Source organism: Caballeronia sp. LZ035 (genome assembly GCF_031451175.1).
Taxonomy (GTDB): domain Bacteria; phylum Pseudomonadota; class Gammaproteobacteria; order Burkholderiales; family Burkholderiaceae; genus Caballeronia.
Genome location: NZ_JARUXS010000002.1, coordinates 1,208,619 through 1,223,618, shown reverse-complemented (window position 1 = coordinate 1,223,618; position 15,000 = coordinate 1,208,619). Strand labels below are relative to the sequence as shown.

Genomic DNA, 15,000 nt, shown 5'->3' with positions numbered 1-15,000 from the left:
CCATGTCCCTCAGCAATCTCGACACCATCCACATGCAGGTGATGTGGAACCGACTGATCTCCGTGGTCGAAGAACAGGCGCTGGCGCTGATTCGCACGGCATTCAGCACCAGCGTGCGTGAAGCCGGCGATCTGTCGGCGGGCATCTTCGACAAGCAGGGCCGCATGCTCGCTCAGGCGGTCACCGGCACGCCGGGTCACGTGAATACGATGGCCGAAGCCGTCGAGCACTTCATGACCGACATCGGCACGGAACACATGTATGAAGGCGACGTGTATCTGACCAACGATCCGTGGAAAGGAACCGGTCATCTGCACGACTTCACGGTCGTTTCGCCCTCGTTCCACAATGGCGAGTTGATCGGCTATTTTGCGAGCACCGCGCACGTGGTCGATATCGGTGGCCGGGGATTCGGTCCGGACTCGCGCGAGGTGTACGAAGAAGGCCTGTTCGTGCCGATCATGAAATTCATCGAACGCGGTCAGGTGAATCGCGATCTCGTGAACATCCTTCGACACAACGTGCGTGAAGCGGACAAGGTCGTCGGCGATCTCTACGCGCTGGCATCGTGCAACGAGACGGGCCACAAGCGTCTCATCGAGATGCTGAAGGAATTCGAACTGAAGGATGTGGAAGGCATCGGCGCCTTCATTCTCGCGCGCAGCCGCGAAGCCACGCTCGAACGCATCGCCGCATTGCCGAAGCAGACGCAGACCAACGAGATGACGCTCGACGGCTACGACACGCCGGTGAAGCTGGCTGTCACGCTGTCCGTTGAAGATGAGCACCTGCTGGCGGATTTCGCGGGCTCCTCGCCGGCCAGCCCGTTCGGCATCAACGTGCCGCTGCTCTACGCCAAGGCGTATGCCTGCTATGGCCTGAAGTGCATCATCGCGCCTGAAGTGCCGAACAACGCGGCGTCGCTGGAGCCGTTCCGCGTGCAGGCGCCCGAGGGTTGCATCCTGAACGCGCAGCATCCCAGCCCGGTTGCGGTGCGTCACGTGCTCGGCCACTTCGTGCCGGATCTCGTGCTGGGCGCCTTGCACAAGATCGTGCCGAATCGCGTGCCGGCAGAAGGCTCCGGCGCGCTCTGGAATCTGCATGTCAGCGCCCGTCCAGTGCGCGACGATGCCGGGCTCAAGGGCAGCGAAATCCTCATGTTCAACAGCGGCGGCACCGGTGCGCGTCCGGAACTCGACGGCCTGTCCGCCACGGCGTTCCCGAGCGGCGTGCATGCGATGTCCGTCGAAGCAACCGAACAAGTCGGCCCTATCGTGGTGTGGCGCAAGGAAATGCGTTCGGGCTCGGGCGGCGCGGGCGAGCATCGCGGCGGGCTGGGACAGGTCGTGGAAATCGGTCCGCGCGAAGGCTATCACTTCCGGTTCAATGCGATGTTCGATCGCATCGGCCATCCGGCGCGCGGGCAGTCCGGCGGACATGCAGGAGAAGCCGGCCAGGTGATGCTCTCGGACGGCACGCGCATGCGCGGCAAGGGCACGCAAGCCGTCGGCGAGCATGAACGCGTCACGCTCTCGCTGCCCGGCGGCGGCGGCATGGGCTCGCCCGAAAAGCGTTCGAAAGAAGCCTTGCTCCGCGATGTACAGAACGAGTACATCTCCGAAACCCAGCTGCGCGAAGACTACGGCTTGTCGCTCGATGAGCTGAATGCAGCCGTCAGCCAGTAAGGACAACCATGACAGAGTTCAACACGCCTCCGTTCGATAACATTCTGATTACCGGCGCCGCCGGCGCGCTCGGCTCGGTGCTGCGGGAATCGTTGCGGCCTTATGCCAGAACGCTCACGCTGAGCGATCGCGCTTCACTGGGCGAGCGACGCGACAACGAAGTCCATTTCGAACGCGATCTCGCGGATCGTGACGCGGTCTTCGAGATGATGAAGGGTGTCGATGTCGTCATCCATCTCGGCGGCGCACCACGCGAGAACACGTTTCAGGTAATCCTGGATTCCAACATCGTCGGCAGCTACAACATCTTTGAAGCAGCCCGCCAATGCGGCGTCAAACGCGTCGTGTATGCAAGCTCCGTCCACGCGATTGGCTTCTACGAATGCACGCAGACGATCGATGCCAATGTTCCGCAACGCCCGGACAGCCTGTACGGCCTGAGCAAGACCTTCGTTGAAAATCTCTCGCGCTATTACTTCGACAAGTTCGGTCTCGAGTCCGTGTGCGTGCGAATTGGCTCATGCTTTCCGAAGCCGGTCGATCGACGCATGCTGGCGACATGGCTGTCGTATGAGGACTTTTCGCGTCTCTGCATCCGGACGCTGATGACGCCGAGCGTCGGCCACATGATCGTGTATGGCAACTCCGACAACAGCGCGAACTTCTGGGACAACACCGAAGCCGGCTATCTCGGTTACCGGCCGCAAGACTCCGCCGACACGTTCGCCGCGGAAGTCTACGCAAACACGCCCTCGCCCGATCCGCGCCATCCCGCGGTGAAGTACCAGGGCGGTTCCTTTGCGGCGGATGGCCATTTCGAAGACCCGAAAGCGAATTGAGCGCGTCGGCCCGTTAGTCTTTCCTGGATAGCATCGAGATGGCACAGCAAGCAAAAGCGACCCACTACGACGTCGTCATCGTGGGCGGCGCAGTGGTCGGCAGCGCCACGGCCTACTTCCTCGCGACGAACCCGGACTTCACCGGTTCGGTCCTCGTGGTCGAGCGTGACTGGTCTTATGCGCAATCGGCGACGGCGCTCTCCAGCGCGTCGATCCGGCATCAGTTCTCCAATCCACTGAACATCAGGATTTCGCAGTTCGGTACGGAGTTCATTCGCAACTTCCACGAACTCGTTTCCGTCGATGGCGACGCACCCGAACTCGGCTTCAAGGAGAACGGCTATCTCTATCTCGGCGACGCCCGAGGCGCGCCGATGTTCGAGCGCAACTACGAAACGCAGCGCCTGAACGGCGCGGACGTCGTGCTGCTGGATCAGGACAAGCTGGCCGCGCGGTTCCCGTGGCTGAACACGGACGGTCTCGTCAACGGCGTGTACGGGCAAACGGGCGAAGGCTGGTTCGACAGCTATGGCCTTCTGCAAGGCATGCGCAAGAAGGCGCGTTCGCTCGGCGTCGAGTACATCGAAAACGAAGTCGTCGATATCCGGCGCGAAGGCGCGAAGATCACGGGCATCGTTCTGAAGAGCGGCGAAGCGATCAGTTGCGGCACGCTGGTCAATGCGGCGGGCACGCGCGGCCCGGCCATGGCGCGGAAGGCGGGACTCGAGATTCCTGTCGAACCGAGAAAGCGCTGCCTCTTCGTGTTCGATTGCCGGACGCCGCTGGAAGGCATCGTTCCGTTGACCATCGACACGACCGGCATCTTCTTCCGCCCCGAAGGCAAGTACTATCTGACGGGTTGTTATCCCGAGCCGGACCCGCTCGCGGACGTGAACGACTTCGACGTCATTCATGCGGAATTCGAAGAGATGATCTGGCCCGCGCTGGCCGAGCGCGTGCCGGCATTCGAAGCGATCAAGGTCGTCAGTTCATGGGCCGGGCACTATGACTTCTGCACGCTGGACCATAACGCGGTCGTCGGCCCGCATGCGGAAGTGACCAACTTCCTGTTTGCCAATGGCTTCAGCGGCCATGGTCTGCAGCAGTCGCCCGCCATCGGCCGGGGATTGAGCGAGCAGATCATCTACGGCGAATATCGTTCGCTCGATCTCTCGCCGCTCGGCTATCAGCGCGTCATCGAGAACAAGCCCTTCCTTGAGGAAGGTGTTATCTAGAAGCTATCGGCAACCTTCACGCGGTCTCATTCAATGAACAGCACTCTTCATTTCCGGCATGCGCTGGTGACAGGCGCCTCCAGCGGTATCGGCCGGGCAATCGCCAGGCGCCTCGTCGAAGACGGCGTGCACGTGTTTGCGGTCGGGCGTGACAAGGACGCGCTCGATGCCCTCGCGGCAGAAGGCGGCGTCACGCCCGTCACGCTCGATTTGCGCGACCCGTCGTTGTTGCACGACGTCTTCGAGACGCACGAGATCGACGTGGTGGTCAACAATGCCGGGCTGTTGCCGGCCGTCGTCAAGTTCGATGCCTGCTCGCTCGACGATATCGACAGCATGATCGACGTCAATCTGCGCGCCCCGCTCCGCCTCGCCCACATGGCACTCGAAGGCATGATCAGGCGGCGACGCGGCCACCTGTTCTTCATTGGTTCGAGCGCCGGGCGTTTCCCTCATCCCAACACGGCGGTCTACGGCGCAACGAAAGCGGCCATCAGCCTGTTCTGCGATTCGCTGCGTTGCGATCTGCTGGGCAGCCGCGTCCGCGTGACGGAAATCGCGCCGGGACGCGTGCAAACGAATCTGTATCGCACTGCGCTCGGCGAACAACTTGCGAGCGAAAAGCTCTACGACGCCTATCGCTCGATCCAGCCCGCCGACATCGCAGAACTCATCTCGACCGCGCTGAGGCTGCCTGAGTCCGTCGACGTATCGCGCCTCGAAGTCTTCCCGACCGATCAGGCGCCCGGCGGATCGCAAATCGTCCCGAACACTCCTTAATGCAGTCCCTGTCGAGATACAGCACATGAAGAATCAACGAGTCGTGATCGTGGGTGGCGCAACGGGTCTGGGCCTCGCCATTGCCAGGCTGATGTTCAAGGAAGGCGCCGAGCGCATCGCCTTGATCGACAAGAACGGGCCGTTGCTCGCGGAGACCGTCGGCATGCTCGATAGCCAGGGACATGACGCGGTCGGTGTCGAAGGCGATATCACGCGCAAGGACACCGCGCACCTGGCGTTTCGACAGGCACTGGGTGAACTGGGCCGTGTCGATACGCTCATCAACAGCGCAGCCATCTATCCGCGCAAGCCCATTCTCGACATCTCGGACGACGACTGGGACATCGAGAACGCGGTGAACATCAAGGGCACGTATCACATGATGGTCGCGGCGGTCGAACACATGCGCAGTCGTGAAAAGGTCGAGCCGCATATTGCAGGACGCATCGTCAATATCACGTCCGTCGATGCGTTCAAGGCGCACCCGCAGAATGCGCACTATGCCGCGACCAAGGCTGCGGTGGTCAGTCTGACCAAGTCGTTCGCGGCTGAAGTGGCGAAGGACGGCATTCTCGTCAACTCGGTTGCGCCCGCCGGATTCGCGACCGAGAAGGCGAAGGTCGCCGGCTTTCTCGGTGAACTTGCCGCTGCGAATCCGCTGGGACGCGCGGCGGAACCCGAGGAAATCGCACAGTGGGTCGTCATGATGGCAAGCACCCGCAACACCTATGCGACTGGCGAGAATGTCATCGTCAGCGGAGGCTATATCTACGCGTAACGTTTGCGCGATTGACGAGGGACAAGAGCGCCCCGAGAGCCCGTAACGACGGCCGGCACGCTGTGATAAAGTCGTCACATGTCATACGGCGGAGGTCTGATTTACCGCCGCTATTTTCCCGGCTCAAGGCAATCGGAATGACTCTGGACGCTGAAACCCTACTCAAAACCGCCACCAGTTCCGGCAAGCGACGCAGCCTCACGGAACTGGTCATCCAGGCACTGAGCGATCGAATCGAGCGCGGTGATTACGCTCCCGGTTCCAAGATGCCCACGGAACCCGAACTGTGCGCGGAGTTCAGCGTCAGCAGGACCGTGATTCGTGAAGCGGTGGCGTCTCTCAAGCTGGGCCGTCGGCTCATTGCGAGACACGGCGTCGGCGTGTTCGTTGCGGAAGCGCGGGGGCAGGGCGACGACCCGACTTTCATCGATTCGAACACGCTCAGCAACTCCATGTACGTGCTGGAATTGCGTAGCGGCGTCGAGACCGAAGGCGCGGCCTACGCGGCGCAAAGGCGCTCGGAAGCGCACCTTCGCGCGTTGAAGGAGACGTACGCCCGGATGGAAATCGTGGCGGTCGACGACGACGCCGAATGTGCCAAGGCCGACTTCGAGTTCCATCTCGCTGTGGCGACCTGCTCCGAAAATCCGCACTTCGTGTCGATTCTCAGAACGCTGGGCCAGGAGATCATCATCGACCTGCGGCTCAAGCACGGCAAAGCCAATCCCAAGGAACGCAAGACGTATATCCGCCGCATTCAGCGTGAACACGGCGATATTCTCGACGCCATCGAGAATCAGGACTCCACGGCGGCACGTCGCGCGATGCGCCGCCATCTCAACGAAAGCCTCGAGCGTTACCACAACCTCACGAACACGCGCGGCGAGGCCTGAGCGCCTCATGCCGCGCGCGTCGTTGCGCAAGCGTGGAGCGCTTCAGCGATTCGGTGCGTCTCCGCGCATTGGCTGACCGGTCCGGTCCTGACACGCCAGAAGCGCGACGATGCCTACCGCCGCCGCGGTCATCAGGTAATAAGCAGGCACGAGTGTGCTGCCCGTTGCCTGAATCAACCACGAGTTGATCATCGGCGCGGTGCCCGCGAACAGCGCGACCGAAACGTTGTAGCTGATCGCCATTCCTGTGAAGCGCACGCTGGTATCGAACAGCGACGGAATCTTCGAATAGATGCACGACAGCAAGGCCGCCAGGCACAGGTTCAGGCCGAGCAGCGCGAGCAGGCGTTCGAGTTCGCTTTCGACCGTCAGCATCCTGAAGCATGGAAGCGCAAGCGCCAGTAACGCGATGCTTCCAATGAGCATCATCGTCTTGCGTCCGATCCGGTCCGCTATCCGCCCGAGAATCGGAATGGTGACGATGAGAAAGCCCTGCGAGATGAGTGCGATCGTGAAGCCCGTGGATGCAGGCAGCTTCAACGTACTCACGAGATAAGTCGGGGTATACGTGACGACGATGAACAAGGTCACATTGGTCACGATAATGATGCCGCTCGACTGCAACAGCGCGGCGAAGTGAGTCGCGAAGAGTTCGCGGAACCCGCCCGGCGCTCTCTCGCGATGCGCGGCTTTGAATGCAGGCGTTTCGTCGAGGCGGTAGCGGATATACAAGCCGATTGCGCCCAGCGGCAACGCGAGAAGAAACGGCAGTCGCCATGCCCACGAATCGATCTGCTGAGCGCTGAAGACGTGCGAAAGCAGCGCGGCGACCAAGGCACCGAAGCAGAATCCGCACATGCAGCCCACTTCGATCCAGCTCGTAATGAGCGTGCGATTCTTGTCCGCGCAGTATTCCGCCACGAAGATGGCCGCCCCGCTCGCTTCACCGCCCGCCGACGCGCCCTGAAGCAAACGCAGGAACAGCAGAAGCAAGGGCGCCGCGATGCCGATGGTCTGGTAATCCGGCACCAGGCCGATGAAGAAGGTCGCGAACGCCATCAGCATGATGGTCGCGGTGAGCACGCTCTTTCGGCCGTATCTGTCGCCGATGGGACCGAAGATCAGTCCGCCGAACGGCCGCGCAAAGAATGCGATGGCGAATGCCGCAAGTGACGCGACGAGTTGCGTACCGGGTTCGCTGGCAGGAAAGAACACACGGCCCATCACGGCGGCCAGATAGCCGTAGACAGAAAACTCGAACCATTCGACGAAGCTTCCAACTACGGAGGCCAGCACAACGCGGCGCAACTCTTCGGCGCTCACGTGCCGGCGAGCCTCTGCGGGCGCCGGCATGGTCTTTCGTGGGACGTCATACGTTTCTGTGGGAAGGTCCATGGATTTTGAGTTGTTGTGGCTATGTTCAATGAAGTCATCGCACGGCAGCGAGGAGCATGTGTCGTCCACGCTCCATCGCTTGCTCGCCTGCTGGAAATCGTCAGTTCGTGACCGGGCCCACCTTGTCTCCCACCGCGACTGCTTGCGGAACCCACTTCCCGTCGATGACCTTGTAGAACGTCGCCATCGGATCCTTCATGTCTCCGTTGGGCAGGAAAGCAATGTTCCCCGAAATGCCTTCGAACGCGACGGATTTCACGAGCGGACCATATACCTTGGGATCGGTCGAGTTCGCCTTCTGCATGGCATTGATGAGCACCCACGCCGCGTCATACGCCGCCGGCGCATAGGCGACGACGCCTTCGTTGTATTTCTTCTTCATCTTCTCGTCGAATTCGCGGCCGGTCTTCATCTTCGACAGCGGAATACCGTAGTCCCACGACGTCGCGCCTTCCGCACTCGACCCTGCGACTTTCAGGAAATTGTCATTTTCGAAGCTGCCGCCGCCGAGCAAGATGGCGCGCATACCCAGTTGGCGCATCTGTTTCGCAAGCAGTCCGGCCTGCTGGTCGAGGCCGCCCCAAAAGACGACATCCGGATTGGACGACTTGATCTTCGTCAGTTGCGCCTTGAAGTCCACGGCCTTGTCGGTCGTGAACTCACGGTCGGCGATCTTTCCACCCGCCGACTCCACGCCCTTGACGAACTCGTCCGCCATGCCCTGACCGAAAGCCGTGCGGTCGTCGATGACAGCAATGCTCTTGCCTTTCAGCGCCTGCACCGCCGACTGCCCTGCGAGTTTTCCCATCTGCGCGTCCGAATTCACGACGCGGAAGACGTTGCTGAAACCTTGCGCGGTCAGCGTCGGATTCGTCGCGGTGGGCGACACCATGGGAATGCCGGCGGTGTTGTAGATTCGCGAGGCGGGAATCGTCGTCCCGGAATTGAAGTGACCCACCACGCCGGCAACGTTCGCATCGACCAGTTTTTGAGCGACCTGCGAACCCATTCTCGGATCGCCCTGGTCGTCTTCCGCCTCCAGGACGAAGTGCACCGGCTGACCACCGATTTTCAGATTCCTGGCATTCGCGTCGTCCAGTGCCAGTTCTACACCCCGCTTCAGATCCGTGCCGTAATGGGCCGAACCGCCGGTCAGCGGCGCCGCGAAGCCAATGACCACATCGCCTGCCCACGCGGGTGCGCTCGCCACGAGACATCCCGCGAGCAAAAGGGAACCGGCAATTCGAGTACGAACGTTTGCGTGCTTCATCTTGGAACCTCGGGGGTCGATAGGGTGAGTGGATGCCGGGCAGCCAGCGCATGGCGGGCACCCATGTTTTTAAGCATCTGAGGAAGCTGGCCGGCTCCGCGGCCGTCTTCTACCCATCAAAGTATTAGGTGAGACGTCATATGTCAACCCGTCAAAATTTAGGATTGTCCCGGATAGGGTGAGGCGAGGCGATCAGGCGGATGGGATGACATTTCGCCCCGGTTGGAACGTGAACGAGGTCGGCGAGTGAGGAGCAATTTCAGGAATAGCTGCGCAGCGAGGCTGCGGCCACCCCGAGATCTGGCGCTGTGTTCCAAAGGATTCGCTTGTCCAGAGAAGAAGGGGCGTAGCTGGCTGGACGCGTGGAGTTGCTGCGCGATTCGAGGGTGTGGCGTGCGTCTCTCAGCGGCGCCGTTACGGTTCTGCTGTCCAGAAACGCGCGCGCTCGGGCTTGAACCGCGGGTCGCTGGGCTGACCGCCAAACCTCGTCTTCAGCTCACTCTCGTTCACACGCACCATCACGAAGCGGGCCGGAGACATCAGGATGATCCGAGGAGCATCCGCTCTACGCGACGTCCTCGATCCTGGACCGAACCTTCGACACGATCCGATCGCACCGCGACCCGCCGAACTCGAACACATCCCGCTCGGCGAGATCGAACGCCTGCGCCAGCGCCTCGCGCAACAGACTGCGCGCGCGAAAGTGTCGCGTACGTACGGTTGCCTCGGGAATGCCCAGACAGTCCGCGACTTCCTCGACACTCAACTCCTCGACAGCACGCAATACAAACACGACGCGGAATGCCTCGGGCAATTCATCGAGCTTCTGTTCGAGCAGCGCGCGAACTTGCGCGCGTGCGCAAGCCTGCTCCGGGGCATCGTCGTCTTTCGTGAGCATGAGATCGCCTTGTTCGATCCAATCCGCTGCGTCGACGATAGGAATCACGTTCTGACGGCGCACCGTGCGACGCAAGCGCGCAAAGCATTCATTGAGAACGAGACGTGCCAGCCACGTAAAAAGCCGGGCTTCGCCGCGATACTGTGCGATCGAGCGGTAGGCTTGAATGTACGCATCCTGCAGCGCGTCTTCTGCTTCGGCGTCGTCTCGCAGCGTGGCCCGTGCAATGCGATAGAGACGCCGGTTGTGGCGCCGCATCATGACCTCGAACGCGCCGCGATCCCCTGCCGCAACGCATTGCGCGATCTTTCGATCATCTTCGAACAAGTCGGATCGCATGGGTTCAGTCATGTTCGTCATTGCACGATGAGGATGGCATGCATCGTCGGATGGAGCGTGCAGAAGTACGTATAACGGTCTGCATGCCGCACGACCAAGCTCCAGGATGCACCCGGCGCAATGGCATGCGAATCGAACGTTTTTTTGTCGGCTGTGGCTGTATGCGGGAACAGATCCTTGTTCACGAACTGGATGCGATCGCCCCGCTCGACCGTCAGAACCCCCGGTTCGAAACGCATCTGCTCGATGACGACAACATAGGTTCTGGCGACCGCATCGACGGGAATCGCAAGCGCACTCAAGAGGCAGGCGCACATCCGCAGATCACGCACCGCTCTTCTCCAAGGCGGTCTGCAAGTGCCGCGCGTGGTCGAGATGCGCCTCGAACGCGGGTCGCACCTTCACCAGAAGCGCCTTCAATTCAGCGTTCGTTGCGCTCGGTATGAGCGTCGTGTCCAATGCATCGAGCACGCTTTGATGGTAGGTCACCTCGTGATCGACGTACGACTTGTCGAACTGTGCGCCGGAAAGCGTCTTCAGGCTGGCGAGATTCGCGTCGCCGCCCTGGCGGAGGGTTCGACTCGTCGCATTGTCTTCGGGCGTGAGCTTGAGCTTGTGCGCGAGGTCGGCCGCAGCCCGGTTCACGCCACTGTGATCTGCAACCATCTGTCGCGCAAATGCCTTGACGTCGGCCGATGTCGTCTTCGACTCGGCAAGCTTGCCCGCGTCGATATCGACCTGATTGGCTGTGACAACGATAGCGGCAATCTGCGGATCAGTCGGTCCGGCGGCTCGCGCTTGCAACCCTGACCATGCGAACGTGAAAACGGCCGTCAATACGGTGATGAGCGGTTTCATCTGGAGCTCCCGGCATTCCGTTGCTGATATGGCATTGGATGTCGCGGCTCAGAACGGCGTTCCCGTCTCTACAGGCGGCGTCGAGGCTGTTGAACAAGGAGTCCCGGTATTCGCGTGAGACGCGACCTAGAATGAAAGAGTCATGCCCCGTGCTTGAGCTTACCTACAGAAGAATTCGTCATGCGAATCCCTCGCTCGCGCGTTTTGCCTTTGGCGACGATCACAATGATGGTGTGGCTCTCGCCGCCACTGTCATTCGCAGAAGCGGCACCGTCCGGCCGTACGATCCACGTCATCTCTGCGACGCTCGGCAAGAACTGCGAGGCAACGCGAGCCGACATCACTGCCGAACTGCATCGCCAGTGCGACGGGCTGCTGTCCTGCCCGTATTCCGTGCAGACTCCGCGTCCCGACCTTCGTCGCTCGTCGTGTCATGCGGACCTCGTTGCAAAATGGCGCTGCACAGCACAAGAAGTACATGTCGCAACGGTCCGTCATGTGGTCGACTCAAGCAGTACGTTGATGATCTCCTGTGTCGAGCAAACCGGTCCGGGCCACTAAACACTCGCCGCCTTCCCGCTAGCAACTCCAGAGAATATCCGCGTGCTGCTGATTCGCCATGCGCAACATGTCGATAAAGGGCACCGCGCGTTGCCGAAGTCCCGCGTCATGGTTCGTCGTGCGACCCGACAGCACCCGATGCGTGGCGCCATGCTCTTCGGCAATCCTCGCATCCTCGTCCAGCGCGGCTTCGAGCCGGCCGATCGCTGCCGCCACATCGGCATGGATGATCACGCCCCTGACGTCGATGCGCTTGCCGATAACGCCCAGCAAGTACCCCGCGAGGTCCTTCAGCATGACGACGTCCGGCGTCGCCTTCGAATGAAATGTGACCAGCATGACCCGCCCTCCTCATTGCTCAAGATCATTTTCAATATATCACGTCGTGATGTATATTGAGCGTGTGGGCTGTCTGAAGGGGCGCATCATGCTGATCAACAATGAGTTTGAAATCGGCTATCTCCTGGTCATTTTTTCTTTGCTGGGGGTCATCTTCGTGGGGGCCTTGATGACAGCATGCCATCTGGAACGGTGGCATCCGCGCCTGATCGGGGCGGCCATCGGGGTTTTGCTGGGTCTCGCGCTGATCGAAGCCGTGCCGATGGTGACCTGAGCCGCCGCCGACAGCGCAAATCACGATCATGCTATTTCATCGCATCCTGCTCTGCTACGACGGCACGCCCGAAGGACGCGCCGCGTTGCGCAGTGGCGCGCGGCTCGCACAGCAACTCAACGCGAACACGCATCTCCTGGCGGTGCTCGACCATTCCTACTGGACGCGCGGGTTCGAGGTGCTCTCGCCCGTAGCCTTCGACATCGACGACACCGCCGCGCAGCACATCCTGTCGGAAGGTGTGAAGCGATTGAGCGATCTGGGCATCTCGGCTACCGGACATTGTGTCGTCGGCAATCCGGTGGACGGGATCTCGAAGTTCGCCGATGAACTCGCGGTCGATCTGATCGTGATCGGCCATCATCACAACAGCGCGTTCATGCGCTGGTAGACCGGAGAAAATCACGCGCTGCTGCTCGACCGCGTCCATTGCGGCGTTCTGTTCGAAACGTCGGCGGGCAATGCGTGAGGTCGCCCTCAATGCCGCCGCAACACCGCGCGCATGTCGCGCACGTCGCCGGCTTCGGGCTTGCCGTCGTATCCCTGAGCGGCTTCGGTCGTCGCGCCGGCGCGCGCCGGATCCTTCGCCATGTTCGTCTCGATCTTGCGCATGACGAGCTTGTGCAGGGCAACAGTCGCCTCGCTGCTGCGCATGCCGACATCGCGCATGAGATCGTAGGCCTGGCGTAGCGCAGGATCGTTCTTGATCGATGCCTCCAGCCGCTTGCTCTTCTCGCGCTGCGAGAGCCCCGGCGCACTCACGTGCCGATGGAAGTCTTCGAGCGCGCCGTCCTTCTTCGCGGCAAAGGTATCGACCTGGTGATCGACGACGCCGTATGCATGCTTCGCCGCCACATCCGCGCGGCCCTTCTTCGCTTCGGTCGATTTTTTCTCGTCGATGTGCTGCCCCGTCAACAGGCTGCGGAACAGCATTTCGTTTGCCTCCAGGCGCGCGTGGTCCTTGATCGCCGCCTGCGCGCCGTTGATGGCTTCCTGCGGCATCGATTTGTCGTAGCCGACATCCTTCAGGTCCATGCGCTTTGCAAGAAAGCGCCCGTCGATCTCGCGTTCCTTGTCGTCGCGCATGCGTTGCTTGAGGCCGCGCACGCCTTTCGCACCATCGAGCGCGTTTGCAAAACCAAGCCCCAGCCCCGCGCTCTTCGCACCGATGGCCGCCGCGCCCGCAGCCGGTGCAGCCATGCCGAGCGTGCCGCCGAGAATCGCGCCCGCCGATGCAATGCCCACCACGTTCCGCGTCACCTCATACGTCGCGCGATTCTGCCGCTTGCCCGCCACTTCGTCCTTGATGTAAGCGGTCAGGAAGACGTTCTTCGCGTGCGCGCTGGCGTCCTTGTGTTCGGGCTTGTCGCTGGCGGCGACCTTCGCCACCTTTTCCATGTCGTAGGCCCACTGGCCTTTCTTGTCCTTGGTGAGAATCAGCGTGTCGAGTTGCGGGTTCTTCTGGAAGGCCTCGACGTCCTTCTTGAGCATGTCGTCGAGTTGCTTGCCGTAGCGTTTGCCCTTCTGCCTCGATGCCATCAGTGCGTGACCGTTCAGCCCGCCGAGCAGCGCATCGTGGACGCCGCCCACGCCGCCGCCAGCGCCCAGCAGCGCGGCATTCGACGGTCCGTGCATGCTTGCCGCCGCTGCGTTGAAGAGATTACCGAAGGGCCGGATACCGAGCGATTCGATCGCCGTGAAGCCTGGCTTGCTGCGGTCGTATGCCTGTCCGATGTTCATCTTGCGCGGCGGCACGGAGAAGCCGGGGCCGGTGTCCTTCGCTTCCGGTGTATCGCCTTTGATTTTCGACGTCTCGTCTTTGGGCACTGAGGTGTCGCTGACATCCTTGTGCGTGTCCTTCGCCTCCGCTGTCCCGCTCAGGGCCTTTTGCGCGTCAGTGGACCAGTCGGCGGTATCGGTCTTGAAGTCGAATGCGTCGAGTTGATACGACTCGGTCGGGGCTTCGCTGGTGTCCTTCGCGGTCTTCACGGCCGGCGTTCCGCCACGAAACTTCCCGATCGCCGCGAGCTTTGCAAACGGCGCGGCTTTACTCGAAGTTGCGGTCGCAGCCGTCGAACCAGCCGCAGCGGGCTTCGGCGCAATCTGCCGCAAGGCTTCGAAATGCCCGTGCTGGTCCCACACGACGCCTTTGTGCGTCACCGGCTTTCCCGCGGAGGACCCATCGCCCGCGCGCACGGTGCCGAGATGCGTCAGCGGATGCGCATCTTCGACGCCCGCCTGCACCACGCCCACTTCCATGTTCACGCCGAACTTCCTGTTCACCAGCGCGACCAGCGCGGGACCATGACCGCCGCGCTGCATATCGAGCAGCAACATGTTGCCCTTCTCGTCGGGATGCGCGTGGTCGAAGGCCGCGCGAATCTCGTCGACCGCCTGATGCCGTTTCTGCGGATCGAGCTTCGGTGCAGCGATATCGACCAGCGAATAGATCGAGCAGTTATTGTTGCTGCCGCTGTTGTGGACCGTCTCGAGACCGATGCCGCGCAGATGCGTGCGAAACGCCTGGTTCTGCTTTGCCACCGCCGCATATTGTTCGTTGCGCCGCTCGGGCGAGACATCGGCGGCAAGCGGCGTCTTCACGGGTTTCGTTTCCGCGTCCTTCACGTTAAGCGTATCGAACGCATGACTCGCCGCCGCGTTCTTCTCATGCCGATGCGGCGTGAGCTTGTGCCGCACCTGCTGCGCGAACGAGCCGATCTGCAAGCCCGACGAAGGCATGGCCCGCGCCTTCGTGTCAGTCGATGGCGCTTTCGTTTTCGCGCCGGGGTCGGTCCCGGCGGTTTTGGTGTCGGCCGTAGTGTGCGTCGAACGCAGATTCAGCTTGTTCAGCATGAA

15 protein-coding genes are annotated in these 15,000 nt (G+C 61.5%); 8 read left to right on the top strand and 7 right to left on the bottom strand.

The features are described from left to right. The first annotated feature begins 2 nt into the window (after nucleotides 1-2). The 6 genes from QCE88_RS21175 to QCE88_RS21150 all read left to right on the top strand — a co-directional run bounded on the left by QCE88_RS21175 (nucleotide 3) and on the right by QCE88_RS21150 (nucleotide 6,210). Entirely contained in the window at nucleotides 3-1,685 is a 1,683-nt protein-coding gene (locus QCE88_RS21175; protein WP_309905773.1) for a hydantoinase B/oxoprolinase family protein, read from the top strand. An 8-nt stretch (nucleotides 1,686-1,693) separates the two neighbouring features. Beyond that, a complete protein-coding gene (locus QCE88_RS21170; RefSeq protein WP_309905771.1) occupies nucleotides 1,694-2,524 on the top strand; it encodes an NAD(P)-dependent oxidoreductase in 831 nt (276 codons plus the stop codon). Nucleotides 2,525-2,562: 38 nt separating this feature from the next. Next, nucleotides 2,563-3,759, top strand: a complete 1,197-nt coding sequence (locus QCE88_RS21165; protein WP_309905769.1) for an FAD-dependent oxidoreductase — start codon at nucleotides 2,563-2,565, stop codon at nucleotides 3,757-3,759. A 33-nt stretch (nucleotides 3,760-3,792) separates the two neighbouring features. After that, the gene (locus QCE88_RS21160; RefSeq protein WP_309905768.1) at nucleotides 3,793-4,539 is read left to right on the top strand and encodes an SDR family oxidoreductase; all 747 of its coding nucleotides are present in this window, start codon (nucleotides 3,793-3,795) and stop codon (nucleotides 4,537-4,539) included. A gap of 25 nt (nucleotides 4,540-4,564) precedes the next feature. After that, nucleotides 4,565-5,317 (top strand): SDR family oxidoreductase, encoded by a 753-nt coding sequence (locus tag QCE88_RS21155; protein WP_309905766.1) that lies wholly within the window; start codon nucleotides 4,565-4,567, stop codon nucleotides 5,315-5,317. A gap of 62 nt (nucleotides 5,318-5,379) precedes the next feature. After that, a complete protein-coding gene (locus QCE88_RS21150) occupies nucleotides 5,380-6,210 on the top strand; it encodes a FadR/GntR family transcriptional regulator (protein WP_309905764.1) in 831 nt (276 codons plus the stop codon). Nucleotides 6,211-6,252: 42 nt separating this feature from the next. Here QCE88_RS21150 and QCE88_RS21145 read toward each other — a convergent pair whose 3' ends face one another. The 6 genes from QCE88_RS21145 to QCE88_RS21120 form a co-directional block, all read right to left on the bottom strand. Further along, nucleotides 6,253-7,563: an MFS transporter gene (locus tag QCE88_RS21145; RefSeq protein WP_309905763.1), complete on the bottom strand. Its 1,311-nt coding sequence runs from the start codon at nucleotides 7,561-7,563 to the stop codon at nucleotides 6,253-6,255. A 142-nt stretch (nucleotides 7,564-7,705) separates the two neighbouring features. Further along, nucleotides 7,706-8,815: a branched-chain amino acid ABC transporter substrate-binding protein gene (locus QCE88_RS21140; protein ID WP_409018176.1), complete on the bottom strand. Its 1,110-nt coding sequence runs from the start codon at nucleotides 8,813-8,815 to the stop codon at nucleotides 7,706-7,708. A gap of 625 nt (nucleotides 8,816-9,440) precedes the next feature. Next, on the bottom strand, nucleotides 9,441-10,112 hold the full coding sequence (locus QCE88_RS21135; protein ID WP_309905758.1) for an RNA polymerase sigma factor: 672 nt from the start codon (nucleotides 10,110-10,112) through the stop codon (nucleotides 9,441-9,443). A gap of 17 nt (nucleotides 10,113-10,129) precedes the next feature. After that, nucleotides 10,130-10,444 (bottom strand): cupredoxin family copper-binding protein, encoded by a 315-nt coding sequence (locus QCE88_RS21130; RefSeq protein WP_409018175.1) that lies wholly within the window; start codon nucleotides 10,442-10,444, stop codon nucleotides 10,130-10,132. After that, complete coding sequence (locus QCE88_RS21125) at nucleotides 10,437-10,970, bottom strand: DUF4142 domain-containing protein (RefSeq protein ID WP_309905757.1); 534 nt, start codon at nucleotides 10,968-10,970, stop codon at nucleotides 10,437-10,439. Before QCE88_RS21125 ends, QCE88_RS21130 begins: the two co-directional genes overlap by 8 nt. Nucleotides 10,971-11,549: 579 nt before the next feature. After that, complete coding sequence (locus QCE88_RS21120; protein WP_309905755.1) at nucleotides 11,550-11,870, bottom strand: DUF1840 domain-containing protein; 321 nt, start codon at nucleotides 11,868-11,870, stop codon at nucleotides 11,550-11,552. An 88-nt stretch (nucleotides 11,871-11,958) separates the two neighbouring features. On the opposite strand from QCE88_RS21120, the gene QCE88_RS21115 reads away from it, so the two are divergent. Both QCE88_RS21115 and QCE88_RS21110 read left to right on the top strand, forming a co-directional pair. After that, a complete protein-coding gene (locus tag QCE88_RS21115; RefSeq protein ID WP_309905753.1) occupies nucleotides 11,959-12,144 on the top strand; it encodes a hypothetical protein in 186 nt (61 codons plus the stop codon). A gap of 28 nt (nucleotides 12,145-12,172) precedes the next feature. Then, entirely contained in the window at nucleotides 12,173-12,535 is a 363-nt protein-coding gene (locus QCE88_RS21110; RefSeq protein WP_309905750.1) for a universal stress protein, read from the top strand. Between the two features lie 86 nt (nucleotides 12,536-12,621). Here the strand turns inward: QCE88_RS21110 and QCE88_RS21105 are convergent, their stop codons facing one another. Continuing rightward, on the bottom strand, nucleotides 12,622-14,997 hold the full coding sequence (locus QCE88_RS21105) for a hypothetical protein (RefSeq protein WP_309905749.1): 2,376 nt from the start codon (nucleotides 14,995-14,997) through the stop codon (nucleotides 12,622-12,624). Nucleotides 14,998-15,000: the final 3 nt, after the last annotated feature.